We start from the raw sequence: 15,581 nt of genomic DNA on the forward strand, positions 1-15,581 counted from the left end.
ATCCTTTTTAAGGTGCTGTTCGGCTTGCGTAATACGGAAGTGCATTCTGGAAGTTGCGAAAGTTGACGGTGACAGCGTTCACATAGCCCCAATGGTCGGCGTAGTTGGTCGGAAACGGTTTCGACCCGTCGAGCCGATCGCGCTCACGCGCGGTGATGTAATTAGGCCAATCTTTAGAGCGCGGACGGCGGTGGTGGAAGTCATGGCACGGTGTGTCCCCGACCATCACGAACACGCGGATGAACAAATGAAAACCCAGCATCTTGACCAGCCATAGGCTGATGTAGGCCGTGCGCTGAATAGCGCTCGCCGACTGCGGTATGCGCAACGCTTCACCGATGAATACGCCAGTGGTGCTTTCGCAGATGAAGTCGATACCGCGCCGCTGCAGGACCTCCACACTGGGCCAGGTATGCTCGGCCGCCAGGCGGAAAGTGGTGCTGATGTGGTAGCCGGCGAACACCGGCACCACCCAGGCCATGATGAACAGATCGAAATGACCCAAGGCTGCCGCCAGCACACTGGCCGAGACCCAGAACATCAGTGTCAGGCCCGCGACAACGCGGTTCGACGCGGTCGCGGTGCCCTTCACTCGGCTCCAGAACGAGCGCAGGATCGCCAGCGGTGACAGCGCCGCGCAGACCAGCTTGGTCCACATGGTGGCGACGCTGTCGGACGGTCTTAACCCCACCACTTCCTGCAGGTACGACAGGGGGTCGTCATCGTCGGTCAGCAGGGTTTTTGAACTGTGATGCAGCGCGTGCTCACGTTTATAGGTATCGAAGGGCTTGAGCATCAATACCCCAGAGATGATGCGACCCACGGCCACGTTTGTTTCACGCTCTTCAAACACCATGTCGTGGGCGCAGTTGTGACAGATCATCACCTGCATCTGTTTTATACCGCCGGTGGCCAGTACGAAGCCGAGTGCCCACACGACGACGCTACCGTGCAAGTAGCCAACCCCGGCCAAGACCACGCCCGATGCAATTAAGACTGTTGATACAAGAACATGGTGAATGGGCTTCAGCACACGTACCTGATGAAGATCTTCAGGCAGGGGCTTGGCGGTCAGCCAGCTCAAAAATGGCTGCATGAACCCTGGAGGGGTGCGCATCGAGTTACGTATCATCCTTGTTTCCTCTACGAGTTCGCTCCATCGAAAAAAACTGTACCGTGGCCTCTCGCTATTTCGAATAGAAATACGTGGAGATCGATTTTTCATTTTTGAGTGAGCAGGGACGTGAACTGGGATGACCTGAAAGTTTTTATCTTCGTGGCCAAGTCCAACAATGTGACCGAGGCAGGAAACTCGCTGAAAATGTCGGCGTCGACGGTCTCGCGCAAGATCGCCGCACTTGAGGAATCGCTGGGCACCGTACTGTTTCTGAAAAGGCCCAACGGCTATTTCCTGACCGAAGCCGGCCGAGCGTTGCTTCCGTTGGCGCTGGAAACGCAGGAGCGTTTCAAGCTCATGGAACGTCAGATGTCGCAGCCCAATGACCGCATGGCTGGCCCGGTGCGCATCGATTGCCCGGAACTGATGGGCACGCACCTGATCATTCCCGGGCTGGCGGACTTTCGTGATCGATACCCCGAGATCAGTTTCGACTTCATCAATACGGCGGTGTCGTCAAAACTCACGCAAAGCCACAGCGACATCATCCTCCGACTGCGCAGGCCGGAAAACGGCAACTTCACCATGCGCCGGGTCGGTACGTTGATACAGGGACTGTTTTGTTCCGACCGGTATGCAGCGGCCAATGCCCTGCCCGCAACGCCGGATGACCTGAAAGATCACCGACTGATTGGTTGGACCGAGGAGATGTCGTACATGCCGCTGGCGCAATGGCTCAATGGCTTGAGCGGCGAACAGAAACCGTGGATGCGCGTGTCCAATCTCAACGCGCAGCTCAAGGCGGTCGAAGCTGGTCTGGGCATCGCCGCGCTGCCAACCTACGTGGCACACCAGTCCGGGTTGCGCCAGGTCTTGGCCGACTGCTCACTGCGCAGCTCCGACATATGGCTGCTGCGCAATCAGGCGACCCAAGGCGTGGGTCGCGTCGATCTCGTGGTGGACTACCTCACGCAGCTGTTGCACAACAAAACCACAGAGATGCAGTCGCCGGTGGCCGAAGGTTCACGGCACCAGTATCAGTGAGCCCTGGGTTTGCCGGTCCTGCATGATGCGGTGGGCCTCGGCGGCCCTGGCCAGCGGCAAGCGCGTGATGAGCGGCGTTGCAATCAGATTGTCGGACAGCGCCGCGAGTACCCTCGCGGCACTGCTGGCGAGCTCGGCGTCCTGACCGATGTAGTGCTTCAAGGACGGCCGCGTGACGTGTAGCGAGCCCATGCTGCCCAGCCGCGACAGGTTGAACCCTGTCACGTCGCCCGATGAGTTGCCGAACAGCACCAGATGACCGCGCTGGCGCAGGCTGGCCAACGACAGCTCGAAGGTCGCGCGTCCAACCGAGTCGAATACAGCATGGGCGCCGTTGCCGTCGGTCACGTTGCGAATGAAGGACAACGCGCCGGGCGCCTCGGGATCGAGCGCCGCGTAGCAGCCGGCATCCAGCACCTGGCGGCGCTTGGCTTCGCTGGAGGCGAGTCCGATGACTCGAATGCCCCTGGCCGACAGCCAGCCCGTGGCAATGCTTCCCACGCCACCGGCTGCCGCATGCCAGACCACCCAGTCGCCCGGCGCAAGCGGTATGCAGCGATGGGTCAGGTATTCGGCGGTCAATCCCTTGAACATCACCGCAGCGGCAGTTTCACTCGAAACGTGATCGGGCAGGCGAATGGCTCGTGTGGCCGGCAGCACGGCGTGACTGGCGTAGCTGCCCGTGGAACTGTCAACGAAAGCGACTCGGTCGCCGATACTGACACCGCGCACCTGCGGTCCACAGTCGACCACCCTGCCCGCACCCTCCATGCCCAGGCTCCGTGGAAAAGCGGAGCCGTCCTCAAGCGCCCCGGAGCGCCGGTGCACGTCGATGAAGTTGACCCCGGCTGCCTCGATGGCGACGGTGATCTCCCCAGGCCCGGCAGCCCGCAAGGGGTGTTGTTGGAGTTCGAGGACCTGAGGCTCTCCGGGCATGGCAAACACAACAGCGTGGGCGTGGGTCATGCAGCCTCCTTACAGCGGGCCGGTGCGCAGGAAAATCCAGACCGCCACCGCGATCAGCATCAACCCGAACAACGCGTTCTGGACCACCAGCAGTTTGGGTCGCGCCTGGATGAGCCGTTGCACCGACGAGCCCATCGATACCCAGACCACATGGGAGAAGAAGTTCAGCGAGATCAGTGCAGCGCTCAAGATCAGCACTGCGGTGCTGCTGGTCTCTCCAGAAGGCATGAACGTGGAAAACATCACCAGCAGCATCACGATGCCCTGCACATTGCCCAACTGCACGACGATGCCGTCCCGAAACTGCAGATGCATGGTCTTGTCCCCAGGCGCCTTGAGCGGACGACGCAGCAGGCGCACGCCCAGCCAGAGAATGTAGAAACTGCCGAGCACCTGCAGCACCCACACCAGCCGCGGGCTGTTCATCAGCGTATGGTAAAGCCCCAGCCCCACCAGCACTGCCAACAGGAAATAGGTAATGTCCAGGCCGAAGATGAAACGCACCGAGCGACGCACGCCACTTTGTGCGCCCGATGTTGCGACCATCAAGTTTCCAGGCCCTGCACTCAAGGTGAGCGGCGCCATGGTCGACAGCCAAAGCAGCCAGTTGATGCTGAATATCTCTTGCACATTGTTATCCTCGGTCACGGCATGGACTGCACGTGACCCAGTCTAATCGGCAGTCACTTATAAGGTTATAGCGACGCGTGCAAAGCGATATCCCATAAATGGGGCAAACGAATTCCGGTATCTACGACCGGCACCTGTGCCCTCTTCCACCACTACCACTGGCTGTTCCTTGATACCCGCTGATGCCGCGCTGAAATCCGCAGAACACGCAAGCGCCGCACACTGGACGTGCGCGGCGCTCGATGATGCGCGGCCGCGTGCCTAGTTCGCGGGCAGGAGAATCACGAAGTTCTTTTTCATGTCTTCCAGCACGGTCCACTTACCCTTGGCGCCCGGCTCGATGATGAACGTGTCGCCAGCGGTCAGTGTGACGGGGGCGCCACCCTCGAGTTCGATGACGCAGCGTCCACTCAGGACATGGCAGAACTCCCAGACTTTATAGTCGATGCGCCACGCACCGGTGCTGGCTTCCCACTCCCCGGAAATGCGACCTTGCTGTTCGTCGTGATAGTACTTGGACGTCAGTGTATGAGGATCGCCTTCCACGACTTCTTCAAAAAAAGGAAGGTCGCGCACCGGCTGGATATCGAGTTCGCGGAACACGGTCAGTGTCTTGTTCATGGTTTGTTCTCGATCAGGTTGTGGTTGGGGCGATACATCAAATAGGCCTCACCGGTTACGTCCAGCATCGGGTGCGGCACGATCTGGCAGGTTTTAACGATCTGAAAACCGTGGCGCTCGTAGAAGCGGCGTGCACCGTGGTTTTCTGCATAGTCGATCAGGCACAGCCCCTTCAGGCCAGTGTCCTCGGCACGCTGCTGGGCGTGGCGAAGAAACTCAACGCCCAACCCCTGGCTGCGCCAGGCCTCATCCAAGGCCAAGCTGGATATATACAACGTGTCGGGTATTTCCATGTCGGCATAGGGCGCCAGAACCGGGTCTGTCTCGACAGGCCTGTCAGGAATTTCATGCAGGGCGTAGCTATGCATCATGCCGATGACGCGCCCTTCGGAAGTGGCCATCAAGCAGTTTTTATAGGAGAAGTCGCCTTGCTTCCTGGCATAGCGCGACGCACCCACACTCAGCAGTGTTTCTCCAGGCGCGGCGAGCTTGCTCCAGATGTAGTCGGCCATGCCCTCCGATGTCAGTTGAAAGAAACGCGCGATATCGGGTGCGTCCGAGGCTTGAGCGGGTCTGAATTCGATGGGCATGTGCAGTGCTCGCAGGGATCGGATGGGAGTTTTCGGGAGTTACGCCTGTGATGGGGTGGCAGGATAGGTGGGCTCAACGGCTTGCATCATGCTCGGGGCGAACACTGTCGGTATGGCGTGCGACGTTGGTCGATGGTCGAAGGTAAGTGATCGACTGATGGCTCAGGTTTTGGGGGGTGCGGAAGGTGGTGAGGATAAAAGCCTGCGGACGGAACTTCGATGGCGGCATAGCCGGAATAAGACTGAGGCCTCCGTATGGAGATGAGTATTAAGAGCGGCGGGTAATGACCCCAAGCGGTCATTCAGCGTCTGAAAGACAATGCCTATCTACGTATACCTTAGCGAGGGAGAAACTCTTGGACCTTCATGAACAGTTGGCCGAGGTCATGGACGCGACGACCTTCTTGGCTTTCGTCCACGCCCTAGCGGCTGATAAGCGCGCAAACAACGATTGGGAGAATACCAGCGTTGAAGCCTTCCTGGATGCCGCAATATCTTGGGCAGAAGACAGTGAATTTGGTATTCGCCAAGGGCTTCCACCTTCCAACCTGTGGGCGCAGTTCGCGACATTTCTTTACTGCGGAAAAATTTACGAGTAACTGAAGAGCAATTCGGCTTCTGTTGTGGGTTTGCGAGTGGCCTGGCGCCAGAACGCCTTGAAAGCTCTCACGTAGGCTTCAAAGCTTTGATTAAAGGAGCCATATGCGTATCACCCAAGATTTACGTGCAAACGAAATCCTCAGGCTTGAGCATCTCTTGGAGGGTTTTAACTATTCGGTCTGGATCAACACCTATGGGCCCTTTGACCTGGATAGAACGCTTGAAGAGCAACTCGCTTTTTCCACCGGTAACGAAGTGATCATCGGCGGGCAGTCCTGCGTGACCGCAAGCGGGGCTCGCATTGAGGTTACCGAGCAACTGCTGCACGCGGGGGATGGCGGTTACGGCCCACTGGATCTGGATGCAAAACGCTCCGAAATCCTGAGTCTTCTCGAGGACCTATTCACGCATTTGCGCCTAGACCAGGCCAGCACCCTAACTTCATTTTGGCTAACCAAGGGCCATCCGGCATACCCAGTGTTCTGGGACTTCGCTTTCGATATTCAGCAGGGTGGTAAAAGATGGATTTTGATGGGCAGTAGCAGCGATTAGGCTGGGATGGCTAAGCTTTCTGAAGACTTGGCAAAGCCTGCAGCTATGACCGCTTTGGGTCGAAAGCAGCCGGACGCGAATAAACGCTTCCGCTCCTCAGAGAGTGAGGGTGCCTCTCATGGCACAGATTACGACCGGGATAGCAGTCAATGTCGGGTCAAACACATCTTGCATTCCCACAGGAACCGTCCCACTATCGATAACAATTCCCATTAGCAAAGTATCGCCCGCACGTGACGCCCTCTTCGCCCAGACTGCAATCTCCCGCAGCCAAATCCCCGCAGATACTTCGAACATCTACCATCAGAACCACCAAATGCATCACGCCGTCTGCAGCATTCGGGGACAAATAAAAAGTTAAGGCTAGTAGCGATCGACCAGAAGGTCGCAAAGTCGTCTACGTCGCTCTGGCTTTTCGGCCCGCCCAGGTCCTGGTCGTCCATCACCGCGCCGATGGCGATGCGCTCGATGCGCGAGAAGCGCTGCATCAGCGACAGCGCACCAGCACGCCTGCGATGTTCGTGGCCTATATCAGGCCGGCGGCGCGGGCGCAGCCGCCCACATGCACGGCCAACTTCGACGCCAGCTCGGTGAACTGAGTGGCGATGCTGATGTACGGGATACGGTGGCGCATCGCGTACTTCGCCGGATGTGTCGACAGATCGGTGTGTCAGCACGGCAATCTTGCTGATCTGCTGATCGGGCGGCAGGCTCAGGTCACCCTATATGGCTACAGCACCCCAGCGCGTCTCAATAGTTGTTGAGACTCAGGCCAGCAACCGGTCGATCAACGCCTGCTCGTAATCGTTGAGAGGCTGATCCTCGTAGAGCTTGTCGGAGGCCGCGATCAGCGCCTGGCCCTCGACCTCACGCCCACTGTCGCCATAAACATGCCCAAGATTCTCCAGCGACTGCAGGTTGCCGTGCAGAGAGAAGGAGATCAGGTACCAGCGCTCGGCCTCCTCGAGCTCGCCCAGGCGGTGATAGGCCACAGCCAGGTTGTGCTGGGCGTAGACGTGGTCGGATTGTAGGGCCTGCAATAACGCCTGCTTGGCCTGCTGATAGTCTTCGAGCTGCAAGTAAAGAAGGCCAAGATTGTTGTAGCCATCGACATTGCCCAACTCGGCCGCGCGCCGGTAGGCCTGCTCAGCCTGCGGATAGCGCTCGGCATGCAGATGGACGTCGCCAAGCAGGTTCAGCGCCTCAGGATGATCGTGGCGCACGGCGTTGTTGAGGTGCTCGACGGCGGCATCGTGATCGCCATCCTGGTGGGCCATGCTGCCAAGGTAGAAGTGGCTGCGGGGACAATCGTACTCGGCGGCTTGCTGGAAGTATTGGCGAGCGGTGTCGTGATCACCTTCCTGGAAGGCCATGCTGCCGAGGTTGTAGTGGCTGCCCGGATAATTGTGCTCGGCAGCCCTCTGGAAGTGTCGGCGGGCGACGTCGTGATCACCGTCCTGGTAGGCCATGATGCCGAGGTTGTAGTGGCTGCCGGGATAATCACGATCGGCGGCCATCTGGAAGTGTCGATGGGCATCGGCGCGATCGTCACGTGCCAGGCTCACCGCGCCAACGCCATTCATCCAGCGTGCGTCGGCGGGACACGCCTTGGCAAGGATCTGGAAGCACTCCTGCGCGGTGTCCAGATCCTGCTCGCGAAACGCCGCCCAGGCCTGCTCATGGAGCGCAGTCGCTTGCTCGTCACTGAGCGTTTTTTTACTCATGAACCACATGGTATTTCCTGCCTTGCGAGGGCCGACCATTCTAAAGGCGTGTATGGAAGCCAACAAGGCAATGGCTCTGCTGGGCAGGTTCGAGCCTTACTAGCCGCACCCAGGTAGCAGCGGCATGACGCACTGGCGCGTGCCCTGAGCATCAGCGGTGTGGCTGCGCAGCGGACGCAGCAGCATCGCGGGTGGATGAAAAGAGCGCCAGCCACGCCACCCGCGACACCACCACCCGATACCCATCCCCATCGGCAAAGGTCGCCCCATTCTCCCGCCAATACGGATTGAACGGCGCCACGCGCTCGAACCCACTCCCGGTCAATCGCAGGCAAAACGCTTCGAACGCCTCCAGCCCGTCGACGTAGATCACCAGCAGATCTTCCACCGTGTGCCGGGGCTCGACCTTCTGCCGCCGACAATGGGTGAACTCCAGGTGCCAATGCCGCGCGGGATCGCCCAGCATCACGCCATCGAACCCGGCGTGATCCTCGAAACCGCCCAGCACTTCGAGCCCCAGCCCGTCGCGGTACATCGCGACCGCGCGCTGCAGATCGGACACCGGGCGGGCGATGCGTAGATGGCTGATGGATACCGACATGACTGCCTCCTGATCGCTACGGCGCGAAGCACTCCGACTCGGAGCGCAGCGAACGCCAGTTGATTTTCACATCCTCCCCCACCGCCTCGGCCGTCACCAGGCGCAACCCTGCCGGTGCCGTTAGCGAGCTGGCGAAATCGCCCACCAGCAATGGCCGCGCCCCACTGCCGAGCAGCTTCGGCGCCACGTACAGCACCAGGTCGTCCACCAGGCCTTCCTGGATCAACGCACCGGCCAGCGTGGCGCCCGCCTCCACCAGCACGCTGTGCACGCCGCGGTCGTTCAGGGCGGTGAGGCAATCGAGCAGGTCCAGCCGGCCACCTTGGCTGGCGACCTGGATACCTTCAGCGCCCCGGGGCGCCTGGCCACCGGTCACACCATGAAGAATAAACGTGGGCACGGCGCCATCGACCAGCTGGGCCGTATGCGGCGTGCGCAGGGCACTGTCCAGCACCACGCGCCACGGCGGCACGAAGGCTTGCGGGTCATCGAGCCGTACCGTGAGGGCGGGGTCGTCCGCCAGCACCGTGCCGATGCCGGTCAGGATCGCGCAGTGCTCGCGCCGCAGCCGATGCACATCGGCGCGGGCGGCCGCGCCGGTGATCCATTGCGATTGGCCATCGGCCAGGGCGGTTCGGCCATCCAGGCTCATGCCCAGCTTGAGCGTCACCCATGGCCTGCCGCGCCGTGCACTGCTGATGAAGCCTTTGTTCAGGGCCTGCGCTTGGCTGCGCAGCACACCGACGTGCACGTCGATGCCCGCCTCGCGCAGGCCGGCGATGCCTCGGCCCGCGACCTTGTGGAACGGGTCTTCGCACGCCACCACCACCCGCGCCACGCCGGCGCCGATGAGCGCCTGGTAGCACGGCGGGGTGCGGCCATGGTGGGCGCAGGGTTCCAGGGTCACGTAGGCCGTCGCGCCCTGTGCCTTGGCGCCGGCATGGCGCAGGGCATGGACTTCGGCATGCGCCTGGCCGGCGTGCACATGCCAGCCCTCGCCCACCACCCCGTCGTCCTTGACGATGACGCAGCCGACCATGGGGTTGGGACGGGAGGTGAAGCTGCCGCGCCGCGCCAGGTCCAGCGCCTGCTGCATGTAACGGTGATCCGCGTGTTCGGTCATGAAGCCCCCAGACGGAAAAACCCGCGCCGCCGTGCAGGCCGGCGCGGGTGCGCATCAAGCGCTGACGGAGATGGGGTACAACTGCCCATCGTAGGAACTGGCCAGGAACAGGCCGTCCTGCGGGGAGTAGGTGATGCAGGAAATGCCGCTGGTGGTGGGCTTGACCCGGTGCGTCCAGCGTCGCTGCTGAAGGTCGAACAGCGCCACGGTGCCGCCATAGCTGCCGGTGGCGATCACCTGCTGGTCGGCCGAAGCGGCGATGCACTTGACCGAGTGCACATGCGGTGTCTCGTACACCTGCGAGGCTTCACCGGACCAGATACGCAGCTTGAGGTCGCGACCGATGCTGGCGAAGCCGCCTTGCACCGTGGCGCAGCCGTTGGAAATGCGCTCGTGCGCCTGTTCCACATGCCGGGCCAGGGAGAAGTCGTCTACCCGGTGGAAGGCGGCAGCGGCCGTGGCGCATACGCTGAACAGGTATTCCTCGTCGGCGGAAATGCCTTTGATGGCGTTGTCATGCATCGACACTTCGCAGACGAACTCGGCCTGCCCCTGGGCATCGCGTTTGAAGATCAGCGCCTCGCCGGTGTAGGTTCCCACCGCCGCGTGGGCCACGCCGTGCCGGGTGAACGCCGTGGCGCAATTGAGCGGTGAGCGATGCTGGTGGATCAACCGGCCAGTCACTGCGTCGTAGACCTGCCCCATTTGCCCGCCGGTGAGCATTTCCTCGCCGAAGGGCAGCAGGAAATTGCACAGGCTGCCGATCAAGGTGCTGGGCTGACCATCGATCAGCAGCTTGCCGGCATCGCCGATGGCATAGGTGTGGCCGTTGTGAATGGAGACCGCGTTGAGGCTGATGGCGTGGTCGATGCCCTCCAGGTCCCAGGTGTCGGCCGTATGGTCCCAGACCGCATAGGTGGAGCCGAAGGTGACGAAGGCGATGCGCTCATCGCCCAGGAACGCGCAACTGCGCGGCCAGATGATGCTCGGCAGGGAACTGTGCGCCAGGCGCGTCAGGGTGCCAGCCTCGTAGCGCCACAGTACCACCGAGCGGTCGTAGCTCAGGCTGATCAGCCAACCCTTGCGCTGGTCCCACACCACACGTTTCACCCCGGCGGCATGGGCCTGCAGGCGGGTGGTGCCGCTGGCGTCGATGACAGTCAGGCGGCCTTCGTCGTCGCCGGCGAAGATGGTGCCGTCGCTGGCCAAGGCGACGGTGTCGGTTTCCACGCCGCCCAGGTCGATGCGCTCCACTTGCTCGCCGGTCTGCACGTTCCAGCGGCGAATGGTGCCGTCGTCGCTGCTGGATACCAGTTGCTGGCCGTCGGCACTCCAACTGATGGAAATCACGTCGGCGCTGTGGCCTTCGAGGGTGCGCAGGCAGGCACCGGTTTCAGCCTCGAACAGGCGAATGGTGTGATCCCGCGAGCACGTGGCGATGCGGTCGCCGGCCGGGTTGAAGGCGGCCATCTCGACGTCGTCGCGGTGACCGACGAGCGCCGCCTTCAGGCGCATCGACGGCACTTCCCAGACGCGCGCGGTGTAGTCGCTGCTGGCGGTGACCAGGCGCGTACCGCTGGCGTTGAAGGCACATTGATTGGCCAGGTGATCGTGAAACACCCGGTGCAAGGCTTGTTTACGCTGCGCATCCCAGAGGATGACCTGATTGTCGTAACCGGCAGTGGCAACGTATTGCTCGGCAAAACTGGCGATGCCGCTGATGGGGGCAAAATGTTTCATCGCAACTTTTCCTTAAGCTGAACGATCCAGACCCAAATTGATGTCGTGGTTCTTCTTGGCGATTTTCGCGGCCAGGTAATGGCGGTTGTGCTCGGTCAGGAACACGCCGGTGGAAATCACTTCGTCCACCTGGATGCCGTGCTTTCTGAGGGTGGAGACCTTGTCGGGGTTGTTGGTCATCAGCCGGCAACGGGTGATGCCCAGGCCGCGCAGCATGCCGGCGGCGATGGCGAAGTCGCGGCCATCCTCGGGCAGGTCGAGGCGGCGATTGGCCTCGAAGGTGTCCAGTCCGGTGTCCTGCAGGCGGTACGCATCGAGCTTGGCGTACAAGCCGATGCCGCGTCCTTCCTGGCGCAGGTACAGCAGCACGCCGCCTTCGTCGGCCATGCGCTCGAGCGCTTCGTTCAATTGCGCGCCGCAGTCGCAGCGGTGCGAACCGAAAATATCGCCGGTCAGGCACTCGGAGTGAATCCGCACCAGCGGCGCCTGCTGGGTGACGTCACCGACCACGATGGCGATGTGTTCTTCGCTGGGCGAAAACCCTTCGAAGGACACGAAATTACCGACCTTGCCCCCCTGGAGGATGGGGATGTCCACGGTATTTTTAACTTTATAGATTGGCATACGAGCAACCCTCTTCTGATCACACTGCATGACGGGCCCTTGTCACTACACGCTTTCAGCGAGACGAAAACCCATGACGTAGATATCCCTTGGAAACTTTCCATGGCGCCGGGTGGTGCGGGCCAGATCGCGAAACCGCGAGTAGCTGCCGCCGCGGGCGACTCGATGGGTGCCGACGGCCGTCACCAGGTCGTCTTCGATGGCCGCACCGCCGGGATAGGCGTGGTAGTCATCGGCGACGAACTCTTCGACGTTGCCTGCCATGTCCAGGCAGCCAAATGGCGAAGCGCCATTGGCGAACAGACCCACCGGGGTGGTGGTGAACACGCCGAGTTCAGCGGTGTTGGCGTGATCGGGCAGGAAGTCTTCGCCCCAGGGGTACTGAAGGCCCTGCGGCCCTGCTGCGGCGTACTCCCATTGCGCTTCGCTGGGCAGATGGAACGCGCGCCCGGTCTTGGCCGACAGCCACTCGATGTAGCACTGCGCGTCTTCGACGCTGATGCCGGACACCGGATGGTTGGCGCGTTCGAGCGGGTAGCGCCCGAGGAACCAGTCGGTCGGGATACGCGGCGCTTGGGAATCGAGCAGAAACGCTTTGTATTCCAGGTTGGTGACCGGGTAACGACCGATCTTGTAGGCGGGCAAGTCGACCGCGTGCCGAGGGGTTTCCTTGGCGATCCAGTCCGGGTCCAGGTTCAGGTCGGCCAACGACTGCATCACCGCCGGCAACCGTTCGCAGGCCAGGCCGATCTGCGCCGTGGCTTCAGGCACCAGCACCATGTTCGGGGCCAGCGGATTGAGGCGCGGATCGCCCACACTGGCGAGGATCTGTCCGGCCGTGTAGCGATAGGCGAGCGCGCAGTCCTGGCTTTCCAGCGAATCGACCCAGTGCGCCACCCCACCGGCAACCAGTGCGCCGAAACTGTCCGCCGAAAGGTTCAGCGTGCGGTTGGGGGTGAAGGACGCTGGCAGGCCAAGCAATTCGCGATCCGACAACTGTGGGTTGGCTCGACGCAACGTCTCGGGAGAATGAAAACTCATGAGTCCCATGGAGCTACTCCGTTTTTTGTTATAGGCGCGCGTTACAGCGTGCACACCAGCCCGGTCTGCAAACAGTTGTCTTTGAACACGTCCCAGAAGCCGGGCGTGTACTTTTGCTCGTCCGCCTTGAGCAACAGCGGCTTCTGCCACCGCAAGGAACTGAACCCGGCGTTCTTCGCCGCGCGTTCATAGTCGGCACGTCCCCAGCGATAAAAGGTGAATGGACTCGGCGGCTGGGTAACGAACTCGGCCTGGTGGCGATAACCGGGTCCCCAGGGTTCTTCGGTGCGGACATTCACGCCGTAGGACGTGAAGTTGCCAAGGCCCAGTTCGAAGTCGGGCTCCACGGTATAAGCCACTAAAGTGCCACCGGTCGAAAGATTGGCGGCGACGCACTTGAACATCTTCTCCAAGTCGTCGAGGGACGAGGCGTAGTTGAACAGCCACGCCGCCACCACCATGTCGAAGTTACCGAGCTTTTCCATCTTCGAGGCATCGCGAACATGGAATTCGAGGTCGTCACCAGTGCGCGCGGACTCTTCCCTGGCGAGGTCGATCATCTTTTGCGAGATGTCCACCCCGACCACCTTGCGCGCCCCGCGCTGGCGCAGTTGACGGCCGAAATAGCCGAAGCCGCAGGCCACGTCGAGGATCGACTTGCCGTGCACGTCCCCGACCATATGAAGAATCGTGCGAACTTCCACCTCGCGCTGGGCGGCAGTATCGGTAAAGCTCTCGAACAGCCCGCCAATCACATTGTATTCGGCGCTTTCCAATGTCATTTCACTCTCCTTAGTGGTTGGAAAACAGTGTTCTATGCACCCTGTTAGTTCCAGCACCTGTGCAAGACAATAAAAACCATAAGTGCCGCGAATAGGGTTATCCGCAGGCGGCACGAATGCCAATTCTTTGTTCGCATCCAGACTATTCGCGCGACGAATAACGCACTTGGAAAGTTCCTATACCTTTAGGATTATGAATAAAAAAAGGCGCACTTCGAACGAAGGCGCCAGGCGCATTGACGTGGGCAAAAAGCTGAATTTAGAGCGAGCCTGTCGGATTGGGTTAGTTGTAAAGATAAAAACCGCTGACGCTGAATTGATTCACGCTGAGTTCATTGCTCATTCGCCACACGCATGATCATCTGGCGCAACCACGTATGCGCCGTGTCGGATTCGCGGCGCGGGTGCCAGATCATCTTGAAGTCGAACTGGGGAATGTCGAACGGGGGTTCGAACAGGCGCAGCCGACCGTCGCGCTCGACACTGTCCAGGCTTCGCCGCGCCACGGTCAGAATCAGGTCGGTGCCGGCGATCAGGTCGCTGGCCACGCTCCAGTGCGGCAACGCCACGCTGATCTGGCGTTGCACGCCCAACTTGCTCAGGGCGCGGTCGACCTCGTTGTCGTTGCCGGCGCGCATGGCCACCAGCACATGGGGCCGTTTCAGCCAACCGTCGAGGTCGGCGATGCCCTTCTCGGGGATGCTGGAGGAGTCCGCCACGCAGACGAAGCTTTCGGAAAACAAGGTGTGCTGGCGCAATTCGTCCGACTGTTTGCCAGGGAATACCCCCAGCGCCAGATCCACTTCGCTCTCTCGCACATCGGCCAGCATCGACTCCCGACTGGCCTGACTGACCAGCAATTCCACGCCCGGCGCCATGGCCCTGAACGCCCGGGTCAGCCCCGGCAACAGTACACGCGAGCCGTAATCGGACATGGCCAGGCGGAACACGCGCTTGGCTTTGGTGGGGTCGAATTGCGGCGGCTCGAACAGCGTGCCGATCTGTCCCAGCGCGTCGTTCAGCGGATGCAGCAGTTCGGTCGCCCTGGCCGTCAACTCCAGGTGACCGCCGCGGCGGATCAGCAACGGGTCATCGAACAGTCGGCGCAAGTGCGCCAAGGCATGGCTCACGGCAGGTTGGCTTTTATGCAAACGGGAGGCAGCGCGGGTGATGTGCTTTTCGACCAACAGTGCCTGCAAGGTCACCAGAAGATTGAGGTCGATACTTCGAAGATTATTCATCCGTTGAATACCATCCGTTGGTTATACGAATTTCCATTCCCTCTATTCATATTTCAAAATCAAGTCCAAAACAACCACTGATGAAGCGATAGCCAATGACCACTCCTCTTTCGATGTCTACCGCGATGCTTGTCGGCGCAGCCATAGCCGCAGGCGCAGTCGTGCCGTTCCAGGCCGCAGCCAATGCGGCGTTGGGACGCGCCGTCGGTCATCCCTTATGGGCCACGGTGGTGTCGCTGATCATCAGTTTGATAGCCATTGCGCCGGTACTGCTGGCGCTGCGTGCACCCGCACCTCAACTCGGTGCCGCCACCAGCCTGCCGTTGTGGGCCTGGGTGGGGGGGATTGCCGGGGTGATCTACATCACCGCCGCATTGTTGTTATCCCCGCGCATGGGCACGACCAGTTTCATGGCCTGCGTCATTGGCGGCCAATTGCTCACCTCGCTCATCATCGACCATTTCGGTTTGATGGGGATGCCGACCAAACAGGTCACGCTGTACCGAATACTGGGTGTGGCAATGATTTTCATCGGGGTGTTGTTGATTCAATTGTCCAGCGAAAGTGTGATCAAGGAATGATCTG

General features: G+C 60.9%; 17 protein-coding genes. 4 read left to right on the forward strand and 13 right to left on the reverse strand.

Annotation, left to right across the window (positions count from 1 at the left end; translation table 11 throughout):
• Positions 1-7 precede the first annotated feature (7 nt).
• Complete coding sequence (locus ACK2SD_RS17825) at positions 8-1,132, reverse strand: fatty acid desaturase (RefSeq protein WP_412460471.1); 1,125 nt, start codon at positions 1,130-1,132, stop codon at positions 8-10.
• Between the two features lie 111 nt (positions 1,133-1,243).
• Between ACK2SD_RS17825 and ACK2SD_RS17830 the strand changes: the two genes are divergently transcribed.
• Entirely contained in the window at positions 1,244-2,161 is a 918-nt protein-coding gene (locus ACK2SD_RS17830) for a LysR family transcriptional regulator (RefSeq protein ID WP_412460472.1), read from the forward strand.
• On the opposite strand, the gene ACK2SD_RS17835 is transcribed toward ACK2SD_RS17830, so the two are convergent.
• The 4 genes from ACK2SD_RS17835 to ACK2SD_RS17850 all read right to left on the reverse strand — a co-directional run bounded on the left by ACK2SD_RS17835 (position 2,141) and on the right by ACK2SD_RS17850 (position 4,968).
• A complete protein-coding gene (locus ACK2SD_RS17835; protein ID WP_412460473.1) occupies positions 2,141-3,127 on the reverse strand; it encodes a quinone oxidoreductase family protein in 987 nt (328 codons plus the stop codon). The genes ACK2SD_RS17830 and ACK2SD_RS17835 overlap by 21 nt on opposite strands.
• A 9-nt stretch (positions 3,128-3,136) precedes the next feature.
• Positions 3,137-3,757 (reverse strand): LysE family translocator, encoded by a 621-nt coding sequence (locus tag ACK2SD_RS17840; RefSeq protein WP_295484822.1) that lies wholly within the window; start codon positions 3,755-3,757, stop codon positions 3,137-3,139.
• Positions 3,758-4,018: 261 nt separating this feature from the next.
• Positions 4,019-4,378: a cupin domain-containing protein gene (locus ACK2SD_RS17845; protein ID WP_412460474.1), complete on the reverse strand. Its 360-nt coding sequence runs from the start codon at positions 4,376-4,378 to the stop codon at positions 4,019-4,021.
• A complete protein-coding gene (locus ACK2SD_RS17850) occupies positions 4,375-4,968 on the reverse strand; it encodes an N-acetyltransferase family protein (RefSeq protein ID WP_412460475.1) in 594 nt (197 codons plus the stop codon). The genes ACK2SD_RS17845 and ACK2SD_RS17850 overlap by 4 nt, the downstream gene beginning before the upstream one ends.
• A 356-nt stretch (positions 4,969-5,324) precedes the next feature.
• Here ACK2SD_RS17850 and ACK2SD_RS17855 point away from each other — a divergent pair, with 356 nt between their 5' ends.
• Positions 5,325-5,567, forward strand: coding sequence for a hypothetical protein (locus tag ACK2SD_RS17855; RefSeq protein ID WP_412460476.1), 243 nt, complete (start codon positions 5,325-5,327; stop codon positions 5,565-5,567).
• A gap of 103 nt (positions 5,568-5,670) precedes the next feature.
• On the forward strand, positions 5,671-6,120 hold the full coding sequence (locus tag ACK2SD_RS17860; RefSeq protein WP_039576210.1) for a hypothetical protein: 450 nt from the start codon (positions 5,671-5,673) through the stop codon (positions 6,118-6,120).
• A 767-nt stretch (positions 6,121-6,887) separates the two neighbouring features.
• On the opposite strand, the gene ACK2SD_RS17865 is transcribed toward ACK2SD_RS17860, so the two are convergent.
• From ACK2SD_RS17865 to ACK2SD_RS17900, 8 genes are all read right to left on the reverse strand, one after another.
• Positions 6,888-7,853 carry a tetratricopeptide repeat protein gene (locus ACK2SD_RS17865; protein WP_412460477.1) on the reverse strand — a complete coding sequence of 322 codons (966 nt, stop codon included), beginning with the start codon at positions 7,851-7,853 and terminating at the stop codon, positions 6,888-6,890.
• 142 nt (positions 7,854-7,995) lie between these two features.
• Positions 7,996-8,445, reverse strand: coding sequence for a VOC family protein (locus tag ACK2SD_RS17870; RefSeq protein WP_304484684.1), 450 nt, complete (start codon positions 8,443-8,445; stop codon positions 7,996-7,998).
• Between the two features lie 16 nt (positions 8,446-8,461).
• Positions 8,462-9,568: a bifunctional diaminohydroxyphosphoribosylaminopyrimidine deaminase/5-amino-6-(5-phosphoribosylamino)uracil reductase RibD gene (gene ribD, locus ACK2SD_RS17875; RefSeq protein WP_412460478.1), complete on the reverse strand. Its 1,107-nt coding sequence runs from the start codon at positions 9,566-9,568 to the stop codon at positions 8,462-8,464.
• Positions 9,569-9,622: 54 nt separating this feature from the next.
• Entirely contained in the window at positions 9,623-11,308 is a 1,686-nt protein-coding gene (locus ACK2SD_RS17880) for a WD40 repeat domain-containing protein (protein WP_412460479.1), read from the reverse strand.
• Positions 11,309-11,320: 12 nt separating this feature from the next.
• Positions 11,321-11,932, reverse strand: coding sequence for a GTP cyclohydrolase II (locus tag ACK2SD_RS17885; RefSeq protein ID WP_029612361.1), 612 nt, complete (start codon positions 11,930-11,932; stop codon positions 11,321-11,323).
• 45 nt (positions 11,933-11,977) lie between these two features.
• Positions 11,978-12,982, reverse strand: a complete 1,005-nt coding sequence (locus tag ACK2SD_RS17890) for a formylglycine-generating enzyme family protein (protein WP_116887785.1) — start codon at positions 12,980-12,982, stop codon at positions 11,978-11,980.
• A 32-nt stretch (positions 12,983-13,014) separates the two neighbouring features.
• Entirely contained in the window at positions 13,015-13,755 is a 741-nt protein-coding gene (locus tag ACK2SD_RS17895) for a class I SAM-dependent DNA methyltransferase (protein ID WP_295484841.1), read from the reverse strand.
• A 332-nt stretch (positions 13,756-14,087) separates the two neighbouring features.
• A complete protein-coding gene (locus ACK2SD_RS17900) occupies positions 14,088-14,996 on the reverse strand; it encodes a LysR family transcriptional regulator (protein WP_029612363.1) in 909 nt (302 codons plus the stop codon).
• 95 nt (positions 14,997-15,091) lie between these two features.
• On the opposite strand from ACK2SD_RS17900, the gene ACK2SD_RS17905 reads away from it, so the two are divergent.
• Positions 15,092-15,577 carry a DMT family transporter gene (locus ACK2SD_RS17905; protein ID WP_029612364.1) on the forward strand — a complete coding sequence of 162 codons (486 nt, stop codon included), beginning with the start codon at positions 15,092-15,094 and terminating at the stop codon, positions 15,575-15,577.
• Positions 15,578-15,581 lie beyond the last annotated feature (4 nt).

Source organism: Pseudomonas sp. SC11 (genome assembly GCF_047039205.1).
Classification (GTDB): Bacteria; Pseudomonadota; Gammaproteobacteria; order Pseudomonadales; family Pseudomonadaceae; genus Aquipseudomonas; species Aquipseudomonas boreofloridensis.

Excerpts from the sequence above, each read along its gene's own strand:
- ACK2SD_RS17825 (WP_412460471.1), bottom strand. The coding sequence starts at position 1,132 with ATGATACGTAACTCGATGCGCACCCCTCCAGGGTTCATGCAGCCATTT.
- ACK2SD_RS17835 (WP_412460473.1), bottom strand. The coding sequence starts at position 3,127 with ATGACCCACGCCCACGCTGTTGTGTTTGCCATGCCCGGAGAGCCTCAG.
- ACK2SD_RS17845 (WP_412460474.1), bottom strand. The coding sequence starts at position 4,378 with ATGAACAAGACACTGACCGTGTTCCGCGAACTCGATATCCAGCCGGTG.
- ACK2SD_RS17850 (WP_412460475.1), bottom strand. The coding sequence starts at position 4,968 with ATGCCCATCGAATTCAGACCCGCTCAAGCCTCGGACGCACCCGATATC.
- ACK2SD_RS17860 (WP_039576210.1), top strand. The coding sequence starts at position 5,671 with ATGCGTATCACCCAAGATTTACGTGCAAACGAAATCCTCAGGCTTGAG.
- ACK2SD_RS17865 (WP_412460477.1), bottom strand. The coding sequence starts at position 7,853 with ATGTGGTTCATGAGTAAAAAAACGCTCAGTGACGAGCAAGCGACTGCG.
- ACK2SD_RS17870 (WP_304484684.1), bottom strand. The coding sequence starts at position 8,445 with ATGTCGGTATCCATCAGCCATCTACGCATCGCCCGCCCGGTGTCCGAT.
- ribD (WP_412460478.1), bottom strand. The coding sequence starts at position 9,568 with ATGACCGAACACGCGGATCACCGTTACATGCAGCAGGCGCTGGACCTG.
- ACK2SD_RS17880 (WP_412460479.1), bottom strand. The coding sequence starts at position 11,308 with ATGAAACATTTTGCCCCCATCAGCGGCATCGCCAGTTTTGCCGAGCAA.
- ACK2SD_RS17885 (WP_029612361.1), bottom strand. The coding sequence starts at position 11,932 with ATGCCAATCTATAAAGTTAAAAATACCGTGGACATCCCCATCCTCCAG.
- ACK2SD_RS17890 (WP_116887785.1), bottom strand. The coding sequence starts at position 12,982 with ATGGGACTCATGAGTTTTCATTCTCCCGAGACGTTGCGTCGAGCCAAC.
- ACK2SD_RS17895 (WP_295484841.1), bottom strand. The coding sequence starts at position 13,755 with ATGACATTGGAAAGCGCCGAATACAATGTGATTGGCGGGCTGTTCGAG.
- ACK2SD_RS17900 (WP_029612363.1), bottom strand. The coding sequence starts at position 14,996 with ATGAATAATCTTCGAAGTATCGACCTCAATCTTCTGGTGACCTTGCAG.
- ACK2SD_RS17905 (WP_029612364.1), top strand. The coding sequence starts at position 15,092 with ATGACCACTCCTCTTTCGATGTCTACCGCGATGCTTGTCGGCGCAGCC.